This is a genomic window from Planotetraspora kaengkrachanensis (assembly GCF_016862895.1).
Classification (GTDB): domain Bacteria; phylum Actinomycetota; class Actinomycetes; order Streptosporangiales; family Streptosporangiaceae; genus Planotetraspora; species Planotetraspora kaengkrachanensis.
Map to the genome: position 1 here is coordinate 114,235 of NZ_BONV01000011.1, position 10,084 is coordinate 124,318.

14 protein-coding genes are annotated in these 10,084 nt (G+C 66.1%); 3 read left to right on the forward strand and 11 right to left on the reverse strand.

Features of this window, described 5'->3' with window-relative positions:
* Positions 1 to 19: 19 nt before the first annotated feature.
* The 8 genes from Pka01_RS15305 to Pka01_RS15340 all read right to left on the reverse strand — a co-directional run bounded on the left by Pka01_RS15305 (position 20) and on the right by Pka01_RS15340 (position 5,033).
* Positions 20 to 583, reverse strand: a complete 564-nt coding sequence (locus Pka01_RS15305) for a hypothetical protein (RefSeq protein ID WP_203883408.1) — start codon at positions 581 to 583, stop codon at positions 20 to 22.
* Positions 584 to 644: 61 nt separating this feature from the next.
* Positions 645 to 953 (reverse strand): tudor domain-containing protein, encoded by a 309-nt coding sequence (locus Pka01_RS15310; RefSeq protein WP_203883409.1) that lies wholly within the window; start codon positions 951 to 953, stop codon positions 645 to 647.
* Positions 950 to 1,540, reverse strand: a complete 591-nt coding sequence (locus tag Pka01_RS15315; protein ID WP_203883410.1) for a magnesium chelatase domain-containing protein — start codon at positions 1,538 to 1,540, stop codon at positions 950 to 952. Before Pka01_RS15315 ends, Pka01_RS15310 begins: the two co-directional genes overlap by 4 nt.
* Positions 1,541 to 1,545: 5 nt before the next feature.
* Positions 1,546 to 2,610 (reverse strand): DUF4192 domain-containing protein, encoded by a 1,065-nt coding sequence (locus tag Pka01_RS15320; RefSeq protein ID WP_203883411.1) that lies wholly within the window; start codon positions 2,608 to 2,610, stop codon positions 1,546 to 1,548.
* 59 nt (positions 2,611 to 2,669) lie between these two features.
* A complete protein-coding gene (locus Pka01_RS15325; RefSeq protein ID WP_203883412.1) occupies positions 2,670 to 2,969 on the reverse strand; it encodes a hypothetical protein in 300 nt (99 codons plus the stop codon).
* A 100-nt stretch (positions 2,970 to 3,069) separates the two neighbouring features.
* Positions 3,070 to 3,495, reverse strand: coding sequence for a hypothetical protein (locus Pka01_RS15330; RefSeq protein ID WP_203883413.1), 426 nt, complete (start codon positions 3,493 to 3,495; stop codon positions 3,070 to 3,072).
* A gap of 41 nt (positions 3,496 to 3,536) precedes the next feature.
* Positions 3,537 to 3,938 (reverse strand): hypothetical protein, encoded by a 402-nt coding sequence (locus Pka01_RS15335; RefSeq protein WP_203883414.1) that lies wholly within the window; start codon positions 3,936 to 3,938, stop codon positions 3,537 to 3,539.
* A 450-nt stretch (positions 3,939 to 4,388) separates the two neighbouring features.
* Positions 4,389 to 5,033, reverse strand: a complete 645-nt coding sequence (locus tag Pka01_RS15340) for a hypothetical protein (RefSeq protein WP_203883415.1) — start codon at positions 5,031 to 5,033, stop codon at positions 4,389 to 4,391.
* A gap of 689 nt (positions 5,034 to 5,722) precedes the next feature.
* Here Pka01_RS15340 and Pka01_RS41605 point away from each other — a divergent pair.
* Positions 5,723 to 6,214, forward strand: coding sequence for a P-loop nucleotide/nucleoside kinase family protein (locus Pka01_RS41605; RefSeq protein ID WP_373318148.1), 492 nt, complete (start codon positions 5,723 to 5,725; stop codon positions 6,212 to 6,214).
* 6 nt (positions 6,215 to 6,220) lie between these two features.
* On the opposite strand, the gene Pka01_RS15345 is transcribed toward Pka01_RS41605, so the two are convergent.
* Positions 6,221 to 6,529, reverse strand: a complete 309-nt coding sequence (locus Pka01_RS15345; RefSeq protein ID WP_203883416.1) for a 4a-hydroxytetrahydrobiopterin dehydratase — start codon at positions 6,527 to 6,529, stop codon at positions 6,221 to 6,223.
* A gap of 17 nt (positions 6,530 to 6,546) precedes the next feature.
* The gene (locus tag Pka01_RS15350; RefSeq protein WP_203883417.1) at positions 6,547 to 7,692 is read right to left on the reverse strand and encodes an NsdA family TPR-like regulatory protein; all 1,146 of its coding nucleotides are present in this window, start codon (positions 7,690 to 7,692) and stop codon (positions 6,547 to 6,549) included.
* A gap of 263 nt (positions 7,693 to 7,955) precedes the next feature.
* On the opposite strand from Pka01_RS15350, the gene Pka01_RS15355 reads away from it, so the two are divergent.
* Positions 7,956 to 8,168: a hypothetical protein gene (locus Pka01_RS15355; protein WP_203883418.1), complete on the forward strand. Its 213-nt coding sequence runs from the start codon at positions 7,956 to 7,958 to the stop codon at positions 8,166 to 8,168.
* A gap of 519 nt (positions 8,169 to 8,687) precedes the next feature.
* Here the strand turns inward: Pka01_RS15355 and Pka01_RS15360 are convergent.
* Positions 8,688 to 9,272 (reverse strand): TetR/AcrR family transcriptional regulator, encoded by a 585-nt coding sequence (locus tag Pka01_RS15360; protein ID WP_203883419.1) that lies wholly within the window; start codon positions 9,270 to 9,272, stop codon positions 8,688 to 8,690.
* Positions 9,273 to 9,381: 109 nt separating this feature from the next.
* On the opposite strand from Pka01_RS15360, the gene Pka01_RS15365 reads away from it, so the two are divergent.
* A partial coding sequence (locus Pka01_RS15365; RefSeq protein ID WP_203883420.1) for an SDR family NAD(P)-dependent oxidoreductase occupies positions 9,382 to 10,084 on the forward strand: 703 nt, incomplete at its 3' end.

A 10,084-nucleotide genomic window follows, 5' to 3' on the forward strand; every position in this document is an offset into this window, starting at 1 on the left:
GGCGCGGGGCCTGATGCGCTCACATGGAGCGCTGCTGAACGGCGTAGGCCACGCGTTCGGTCAGCTCGCGATCTGCCGTGCGTATCTCGATGGAGTTGACGGCAGTGTCCCCGTGCACCGTGAACGAGCCGGACGCTTCACCCAACCGCCACTGAATGACGGTCTCGCGCTTCTTCTCGGTGACGGTGACCCCCGGCAGCATGGCCAGCAAGGTGGCGACGAACTCGGCCCGATTGCTGCTTTCGACCGCCCTGTCAGCCAGTCGCTCGAAGCACCTCGCCAGATCTCGCTGGTAGCCGGGCAGGAGTCGGTGGGCGATCTTCTTGGCTACGGACTCGGCCCCTCGGCCGACGGTCACAGCGACCTGGTGCCGGGATAGGTCGGGGAACAAGCCCCTGCTTCCGTCCGGATAGACACCGAGCACCGCGATCTTCCCCGCCTGGTTCCACAGCGGGTGGACGACGAGCCGCGCGCCGCCCGGCCCCAACAGGTACGCGGGATGGCCGGGCCGGATCAGCGGCGTGAATCCCTCCAGGTGTCCGGCAACTTGGACCACCAGGTCGTCGATGTCGCTTTCGTTCACGGACAGCCTCCTTTGACATGTCGGTTGCTAATCTCTGTGGCCGTGCTCGAGTACCTCTCGTTCACGGCTGGCTTTCATCTCGTCGTTGCGCTTGGTCGGCTCGGAATCGGTAGATGTCGCGGCCAGGCGTGCCGCATTCGTCGCAGTTGCAGCCATACCGATGGATCTCGGCGGTGTGGAACAACTGGATGCGGCTCCCCCACGGTGCCGGATAGAGCGATTCGTCCAGCTCCACGCGGGCACGCCCGTTCTCGTTGATCTCGATGACGGTGCCCGGGTAGTAGAAAGGCGATTGGTAGGACTCCGATCGCCACGGCCGTACGGGGATCTGGAGGAGGGGCCGCACCAGGACGCGGCCACCGATCCTCATCGTCTGTCGCCCGCGCCGCCGGCCGCTTCCGCGGATGCCGGAGCCGACGACATCGCGCATGCGTGATCGTGCAGCGTGCCGTCCCGCAGCCAGCTCACCATGTCGGTGAGGCTGGTTCCAGGGATCACCGCGACACCGGCAATCTGAGCAACTTCTGAGGCGTGTGCTGCCGGAATCACGACTGTGGAGATCTCAGCCCGCACGGCGGTATGGATGGCGGGCAGGACTCCGCGGACCTGACGGATCACACCGTTCAGGCCAAGCTCACCCAGGAACATCACCCGGGCGATCTGTTCCGGTGGGACGACTCCGGCGGCTGCCAGCGCGGCCACCGCCAGCGCGAGATCGGCCGCACTGCCGTAGGTCGGCAGCGTGGGGCACACGCTCACCGTGACGCGGGCTTCCCCCCACGCCATGCCGCCGTTGAGAATCGCGGCCCTAACACGAGCGCGGGTCGGCCATACGGAAGGTTCCGGCAGGCCGATGAGGCGTAGCTCGCCGTCGCCGGGCGCCGCATCCGCCTCGATGCCCAGAACGTGCCCGGTACCGCCGATCACGACTGCCGATCGGGTGGACGCGTGCGTCATCAACGTCACCAGCCCTCGGGCAGGACCGGCCGAGCGCCCTCCGGGTACTGTTCAGCCCGGGCGCGGATCTCGTCGGCCATCTCCGCGCAGTCCATGCCGGAGGTCACCGACGGCGGAAGCCCGTGGTCCAAAGCAAAGCCGATCATGCTCGCGAGCCGGTAGCCCGGATCGACGGACAGGGCACGTTCGACGGCGACGCGTGCCAGTGGCCCATCTCCGGTCCGCAATGCGGCGAACGCCAGAAGCGCGGCCGGGGCGGCGGCGAAGGCGGGCTCAACCCTGCGAGTGACCTCGGTCCACAGACGAATGTGGGTCTCGTCGTCGTAGCGGCCGAGGAACGTCATCGCAGCGTCCCTGACAAGAATCGCGGTGAGTCGAACGCCGAGCCAGGCGACCGCGTCGGCGTCCAGTTCCTCCCCCGCCTTGACGCGGTCGAGCGCGGCGACGACGTGGTCGATGCCTTCGCGGTACCAGCCGTGACGGTTCTGCCCGCTCATCAGAGTCCGGGCATGTGCGCACACGTTTCGGGTCGCCGCGTTCACCCGGTCCCGGTCGGGACCGCATACCGGCGCGAGAGTCGCGGCGAGTGCTGCGCGGTTGGGCCGCGCGACGAACCCGGCGACGACGGCGGATACGGCGGCGTGGCTGCTGACTATCTCGTACGGCGTGCCCTCCGGCGGGCAGCACGCCAGATCTGTGCAGGTGTAGGACCAGTAGCGCCCTTCGTCAGTACGAAGCGCGTCCCTGATCTCGATACCGGCGCCCTCCAGGGCATCTGTTGCGGCGTCCATGATGGGAGTGACCAGGGCACCGGGCCCGTAGCCGAGCAACAGGACCTGACGGGCCGCGTTGCGCGTGAGGATGTCGACGAGTCGGCCCGCCAGCCGTGGCGCGTCTGCCGAGTCGTTCGGCAGGTCGAAGCGCAGCACCCCACCCACCGTCTGGCCTTCGGTGTCGAGCACGGTCACGACGAGGCTCAGCGTGGGATGGAAGCCCAGCAGGTAGGGCACGATCGCGATGAGATCCGTCGGCGAGGCGAGCCGTACGGTGTGATCGGGAACGCCAGTCATGATCAACCTCCAGACATGAAGAAGCCCCCGGCGATCGCCGGGGGCGCAGAAGCAGAGAGTCAGCAGTGCTCGCTACGGACTCCGCCGTGCGGCCCGAGAAAGAGCCGCCGGTCGGGGTAGTCGAGCGCGTCGCGAGAGCCGTACAGGGTGATCGCGCAGTCATCACCCACGCACGGCGTCAGCACATCGGCAGGCTCGCGACTGATGAAGGCGAAGCGCGAGCGATACGAGTAGCCGTGCCGGTACCGGTCGGCCAATTTGGCGCGGGCATCGGCGAGGGAGGAGAACTCCTCCAGATCATCAGGCTCCGGCGGGCTGTACCCGTTGCCGCCGTACCAGAGCCCAAACCAGCGTCCCATGATCGTCTCCTCTCGACAGCCGGTCAGGGAGCGCGCCGTACGACCGGGAGCAGGGCCGTACGGCACGCCGCCTGACCGGGCGCGAACCGAGCCCCCGGTGTCAGCGGGACAGGCATCCGGGCGAAAGATGATCGCCACCGCAGTAGCCGCACCAACCGTCCATGGCGTAGATCGACAGCTCTTCGGCGTACCTGTCGCGCCAGGCCACCTGTGTACGCGTGTAGGAGTCGAAGTATTCGGCGTCCGTGTCGCCCTCCCTCGCGGTGAGGAAACACAGCACGGTCCGGGCCGTTCTGATCAGCTCATCCGTGGTCAGCACCGCCCCGACAGCCGAGCAGATGTCAGACGCAGCGAAGATCGTCCGACGCCGACGCGACAGCCGATACCGCCAGCGGATCCGGCTCTCATCGGTCCGTCCGGCCGCTTCCAGTTCCAGCAGGTGATCGGCATCGATCTTCCAGGCAGGCATCAGGCGCGTGCTGATGATCCAACCGGCGGGCAGCACGAGGGCATGCGTCATGGCCATGGCGGCTCCAGGTGTTTGGTGATCGAGTAGGTTGGCGGTCGTTACCAGGAGCGACGGCGCGCCAGATGATGGGGGCGTACGGTCGTGCTGGTCGTGTGGATCGCGCAGTCCCGGAAGTCCATGGCATCGACAAAGCAACTCGAGCAGCGAATCAAGCGCATGCGCGCCCCGGATGACCGGTTGGTGTGCGTGGCATCGATCCACAGATGTGTCTTCCACAGGCAGCCGAGACAGGTGATCGTCTCGGCTCCTCCGGGCATCGGTATCAGCGCGACCGTCACCACGTGCTCCCGCTCTCCACCCGGATCGGCGTCGGGAGCCAGCGTCGCGGTGTCTGGGCGGACTTGGCCGATCGCGAGCACCCGCATCACCCGGCCACCGCCGGACACCGTCAGATCTCCCACGGCCCACTTCAGCCGCCCAACGGCAGGATTCACCCCCATAGAAAACGCTCCTTCGGACGAGCCGCCCGCGATTTCCGCGCGTGGAAAGCAGGGCGACGGATTTCCGCAAGCGGCGGAGTGAGGCGTTCACAACGTTTTCACGGCGCGAATCGCTCTTACTTAAATACGGTCACCGGAACGGTTCGACCGTCCGCACACGGCAACATTTCCTCACATTGTCGCGCGCCGCTCGGGCAATCGACCGTTCCGGCTCCGTAGCTGTTCACGGCGTAGCAGAGTGAGCCGGAGAACAGCACATGAGAGTGGAATAGCGTCGGTCGCAACGTGCGAGGACCGGCGAATTTCGCTCTCACTTAAATACGGTGCGCGCTACGGTCCAAGCGTCCACGATTTCCATGATCCTTCACCGTTCTATTCGGGCGAGGACACGTTCATACACCACAAGAAAGGCCCCAGAATGGCTCTCTGGGGCCCTCTCGCGAGCTTTCGTCAGTCGTCTGCGGTGCCGCCGTGCACCATCGCGCTTCTGGCGTCGTCAAGACGCTCCGCCAGTTCCCGCCACTCCGCCCGCGCGGCGTCGCGCACTCGGATCACGTTCCGGCGGGAGCCGTACGCGCCCCCGTGGCGTTCCTGAGCGATCGCGCTGAGGATCCCCGCACGTCCCAAGTCATCGGCCCGAGATGCCCTGTCCATGACGTCGGCGATGATCTGGAAGTCCTGACCGTCTCCGAACGCCTGACGGAAGATAGCCGCGCTGTTCTGTGCCATGCAGAACGCCACAGCGGCGCGTGTGACGTTCTCTGCGTGCGGAAGCCCGCGCATGAGCTGAGCCCCCGGTGTGGCGTCGATCTGATCCGGCGGAACATCGATCCGGTAACCGTTCCGCGCGGCGGCGTCCCGCACGGCCCACCTCTGCAACGTCGTCCGCGTGATCGTCATCTCGCCGCCATCGCGCCGGACGTACGTCCATGCGGGCACGGCGGCCGTGCTTTCGGGTGCCGCCTCACATGAGGCGACGATGTCCCGCAGACGCTGCGCGAACAGGAGAACGGCGTCCTGCGTGACGTCGTCCGACACATCGTCTGTGCCGTAGGGAGCGTATCCCTGCTTGACGACTGTGGCGCTCCCATCCATCCGCTTCCGTGACCGCGTGCTGTCGACGGTACGGCAGTAGCCGCGTGCGAGTTTCTGAATCTCTGCCCAGTCATCCGGCGTTACGCGCGCCATATCTTCCGGCATCAGCTTCTCCCCCGGGACATTCGCGGGAACGCACTTACCGGGAATTCCATTCGACACGATCGCTCTCCCTGATCCGATCCCACACGGCGCACCACGCGCCGCGCCTTTCTTTTGTCACTTCAATTGAACCTCAGAACACAGATCGAATCAATGAAATGCGGCGTGTCTTTACGATGTTTTCCCAGGTCAAACGGTGAGAGATATTCACGGCGGAACGCTCAATCGGAATATCACCAAACCCGAAAACGAAAAGGCCGGCGAAAGAATTAGTCATAGGAATACACCAAGGAGGAATTCGATTTAGCGAGCGTCGACACGTTCGCCAACGCCCGACTTCCCCTCACCACGATCTTGGCGCTTTCGCCTGACAGTCGGGCCGGCGACTGGCCGGGGTCAGCACGGGCTGACCTGGGGTCTTGGGACCTGTCCCCCAGCCGGTCTCAGTCGGCCGTCCATCGGCCTACAACCGGTCATCCGACCGGCCGGGTTCCACCGACTGCTGCCCTGTAGAGGGGCGAGTTGGTGTTTCGAGGGGTCTGCCGGGATGCAAGAGTGCGGCGAGGCCGTCCCCGACGCTAATTGTGGTGAGCGGTCCCCCGGGCAGTGGCAGACAACGCTCGCGCGTGAGATCGCTCGGCTGCCCGGCAGTCTGCCGCGATGAGATCAAGGAATGGATGATGCACTCCACCCCCGGGTCTGAGGCGAGCACCGGCGACCGACTTACGCAACGGACGCTCACGGTATTCTTCGACGTCCTCGCGACGCTACTGCGTGCTGGCGTGACCGTGGTGGCGGAGCCGGCGTTTCAGGACAAGCCGTGGCGGCCGAACCTGGAGCCTCGCGCTGAATTCGCGGCGATCCGCGTCGTGCGTTGCACCGTCGACAACGACGTCGCCCATGAGCGAATCGTTCGCCGAGCCGAGCGCGCAGCGAGCGGCGCATGCCGACCAGGATCTACTGAAGGCGATGGGCCCCGGAGACGCCGTAGTCACCGGGTTGGGTCATGGTATGGAAGGCACCATGCGTCCCCTCACGCGAGGCCGCTGAGTTGGCGTACCGGGCACCCCATTCCGTGAGGAGCATCAAATCGGCTCAGCGCCGTGTCCGGCCGCGATCGCGTCGATGTCGCGGGCGAGCTCGAAGTCCTTGGCCGTGAGACGGTTCCCGGCGTCGTGCGTCGTGATCACGAAGCGGATTCGCTGCCAGGTGACGTGCATGTCTGGGTGATGACCTACCTCACGAGCCTTTCCGGCCACGTACATCGCCAGGTGCACGCACTCGTGGTAGGTGTGCTTGAACGTTCGGGTGATGCTGTGGTCCTCGCGTTCCCAGCCCGGCAGCTCGGCCAGGTGGACAGCGATCTCCTCTTCGGACAGGGGCTGGGGGGTCATCGGCATCTCCAGATCGATCAGGCGAACTGAGCGATGATCTCACCCAGTTCGCGCCCGTAGGCCGTACCCGCCCAGGCAGTCGCACGCTGAGGGATGGCTCTCAGCTCCTGTCGGAGCCTCGCTGACCCCGTGCCCTCGACGATGGCCGCGGTCGCCGAGGCGATCTGGACCGCGCGTTCCGGCTCTGGGATCGCTGCCAGAGCGCCCGCCTGCCGCGCCCAGAACACGCCGTTGTCTCGCCGCGCCGACTCAGGTGCGCCGCCGAGGATTCGGTCCCACAGCGCGACTGCCTCTCGGTAGGCGCCGAGCCGGACGTACGTCGTTGCCCGCTGGACATCTATGTAGCCGAGGGTGCGGCGGCATGCATTGCCCCACGGGTGTTCGTCGTCGACCTGGTCCACGAGTCCCGCCGCTCGGTCCAGCAGCCGGTCCACCATGTCTTTGTTCTTGACCGGGAGCATCGAGTGTCCATGTGCTTGGTGAACCAGCGCGAGGATCCGCACCTTCGGGCAAAGCTTCCGCTCGTCGGCCATGGCGGCCTCGGCGTAGTCCACAACGGTGTGCCCCTCGCGTAGGTCGATGGCGAGCATGGCCTTGTTCGTGAGGGCGTAGCTGATGAGCTGTGGGTCTTGAGACCGGTGTGCCATGTCGAGGGCGAGGGTCCGCCATCTGCCGGATTGGTCGACGTCCCCGGCGTCCTGGTATAGCCAGCCAAGCAGCGCCGCGTATGCGACGCCAGCGCCCAGTAGTCCGCGCCGTACGGGTGCGTCGGCCGCCTGGGCAAGCTCCGTGATGAGCCTTGCCTGAGTGGCCACGGTGGGAATGAGATGGCGAGGCCCGAGCCACATGTCGGCTTGGTAGTGGCCGGGAAGCTGCTCGAGAAAGTACATGACAAGCTCCGGAGCGACGGGCCCCTGGTGAGGCGGGTACAGCGTTAGATCGACCGTAGAGCTGGGCTCCAGAGGCGTCATGCCCACGGGGTGAGGCGCGCCGAACAGCTCCGCCTCAGAGAGACCGAAGACCTTCGCCAGCAATTTGGGGTAGGGGTCTCGTGGCCGGCGCTGTCCCGATTCCCACATCCGCAGCATCCTCAGCAGCGAATCCCGCGTTGGTAGATGTGCACGGACATGATCGTCGGCAGCCTCGATCAGCTGTCGGACCATGTCCTTCGGCAGCCAGGACTTTTCGCGGCGTGCCGCTCTCAGTCGGACGGCCCACGCTGGAATGTCTGGGAGGTCTTCCATCGCGTACCTCGTGGTCAGCAGGGCGGACGTTGGGGGAAGTCCGCTTCCGTCCTCCATCGTCCCCTGTCGGAGCGACAACGCACTGCGTTGTGATGGATTCGCCACGCGAAGTAGTCGGACCGGCCCTGTGGACGCTGACACGTCTGGGACCGGCCCTTAATCGCACGCAGGAGGTGCGACCCATGGCCCACGATAAGGCCCCGCTGGAACCGGTGATTCCCGGTTGGCGGATCATGCACAGCGACGCCGGCCGCTTCTGGGCGACCCGGAGTTCCTCGTTCGACGGCAAGGCGGAGAAGGCCGGCGCCGCCCGCACGGTCGACGGGGACGACCTTATGCAGCTCGCGCAGGCGATCGCCGAGCAGGAAAGCATCGCTGCGACGGCGACTTCGTGAACTGGGATGACCTCGTGAAGCTGGCCGAAAGGTCGTGAGCATCTTCAGATCGCCCTTCCGGCTGAGGCGTTCGGGTGCTACGTCGACGAGGCGTCGCAAGGCATGGTCAACCTCTCCCGAGCCGCCCGGCCGGTCGCCCTCGTTCGCCTACGTGCGACCTGCTGGGCTGGGCGGCCTTCCGAATGTCGGGCGGGCTGAAAGAAGGCCGCCCATCCAAATCCGCCCGTCTGCTGCGCTACCCCCCGTATCGCGGCAGACGGGCCTAGGAAGGCGTTTGAGAAGATCATGGATCTTCGGTGTGGCACCGTTACGGCTGTCCGATCTGTCGCCAGAATCGCCAACAGCGCGGTACTAAGTGGTCCCGCCTGCAAGTCTCTCGGGGGGTTGACGGACTTACGTAGAGGTCGCACATGAAAGTGCAGGGCATCTTGCGAAGTTTCGGTAACCCAGGGGATGGCCTCGTAGCAGGGAGTGCGGACCGTGTGCTGACGCCATGACCCTCGGCTACGTGGCCGAGGGTCATCGTGTTGTCACGCCGTACAGCAGGGTGTGGATGATCCGGGCGGCGAGCGTGTCGGGGTCGGGGTCGAGCTCGGCGGCCTGCTCGGGAGTGGGGCCGCACGTCTCGTTGAGCAGGGCCAGATAGACCCGCCGGGCCCAGAGAAGGTCGGTGTCAGGGGGAAGGATTCCGGCTTCCTGTGCGCGCCGGAACAACGCGTCGCACTGGTCCATGACCTCGGCCTGGATGCTCGCGGCCTCCTCGCTGAGCGGGTTGACGTGGCTGAGGGCGAACCGCCAACGGGACCTGATGTGGAGCACGTTGGTGGTGGCCTGGTGCAGCGCGACCAGTGGGGGGGCGGTGTGCGGCCTGGCCGCTTCGACGGCCGCGCTGATCTCCCGCCATGCGGCGGTCGTCATGATCTCGACGAGGGCCTCCCGGCTGGCGAACCGCCGGTGAATGGTGATCCTGGCCACCCCGGCCGCCTCCGCGATCTGCTCCATCGTCGCGCCCGGATTTTCCCCGAGAAGCCGTTCGGCGGCATCCATGATCGTCCGAATGCTGCGCTCGGCGTCCGCACGCAGCGGGCGGGCCTTCGCTTCCATGAGCAAATGTTACATCACCGTCTTACCTGAAGATCTAACAGTGAGAGCATGTTTCACCTAGAGATATAAGTGATACGTTGAAGTAACAGGAAACGAGAAGGAGATCGCGATGAGCAAGACCGCCCTGGTGACCGGCGCCTCCTCAGGCATCGGCGTGGAGTTCGCCCGTCAGCTCGCCGCCCGCGGAGACGACCTCGTACTGGTCGCCCGTTCGGTCGACAAGCTGGAGAAGCTGGCCGATGAGCTGCGGAGGTCGTACGGCGTGCGGGCCGAAGTGATCGGTCAGGACCTCACGGCGCCGGACGCCGTGTCCCGGGTGGTGGAGGAGGTGGCCGCCCGGGGGATGAGCGTCGACCTGCTCGTCAACAACGCGGGCTTCGGCACCGCCGGCCGGTTCGCCGAGATCCCCACCGCGCGGGATCAGGACCAGGTGATGGTCAACGTCGTGTCCCTGGTGGGTTTGACGCACGCGTTCATCCCCGGCATGGTCCAGCGCGGTGCGGGTGCGGTCGTCAACGTGGGCTCCACCGCGGCATTCCAGCCCACGCCCTACTTCGCGACCTACAGCGGGTCCAAGGCGTTCGTGCTCACCTTCAGCCTCGCCCTGTGGAGTGAGTTCCGGGGCAGGGGGGTGAAGGTGCTGGCACTCTGCCCTGGGCCGGTCCAGACCGGGTTCTTCGACGCGCTCGGCACGGACAAGGCGAAGATCGGAGCGCAGGAGCTGACGCCGGAGGCGGTCGTCACGGCCGCTTTGCGCGCGCTCGACCGTGACCGGGGTTACGTGATTCCCGGGGTCGGCAACTGCGTCTCGG

Coding starts and splice junctions, on each gene's coding strand:
- Pka01_RS15310 (WP_203883409.1), bottom strand. CDS start 953: ATGAGGATCGGTGGCCGCGTCCTGGTGCGGCCCCTCCTCCAGATCCCC.
- Pka01_RS15315 (WP_203883410.1), bottom strand. CDS start 1,540: ATGACGCACGCGTCCACCCGATCGGCAGTCGTGATCGGCGGTACCGGG.
- Pka01_RS15320 (WP_203883411.1), bottom strand. CDS start 2,610: ATGACTGGCGTTCCCGATCACACCGTACGGCTCGCCTCGCCGACGGAT.
- Pka01_RS15325 (WP_203883412.1), bottom strand. CDS start 2,969: ATGGGACGCTGGTTTGGGCTCTGGTACGGCGGCAACGGGTACAGCCCG.
- Pka01_RS15330 (WP_203883413.1), bottom strand. CDS start 3,495: ATGGCCATGACGCATGCCCTCGTGCTGCCCGCCGGTTGGATCATCAGC.
- Pka01_RS15335 (WP_203883414.1), bottom strand. CDS start 3,938: ATGGGGGTGAATCCTGCCGTTGGGCGGCTGAAGTGGGCCGTGGGAGAT.
- Pka01_RS15340 (WP_203883415.1), bottom strand. CDS start 5,033: ATGGATGGGAGCGCCACAGTCGTCAAGCAGGGATACGCTCCCTACGGC.
- Pka01_RS15345 (WP_203883416.1), bottom strand. CDS start 6,529: ATGACCCCCCAGCCCCTGTCCGAAGAGGAGATCGCTGTCCACCTGGCC.
- Pka01_RS15350 (WP_203883417.1), bottom strand. CDS start 7,692: ATGGTCCGACAGCTGATCGAGGCTGCCGACGATCATGTCCGTGCACAT.
- Pka01_RS15355 (WP_203883418.1), top strand. CDS start 7,956: ATGGCCCACGATAAGGCCCCGCTGGAACCGGTGATTCCCGGTTGGCGG.
- Pka01_RS15360 (WP_203883419.1), bottom strand. CDS start 9,272: ATGGAAGCGAAGGCCCGCCCGCTGCGTGCGGACGCCGAGCGCAGCATT.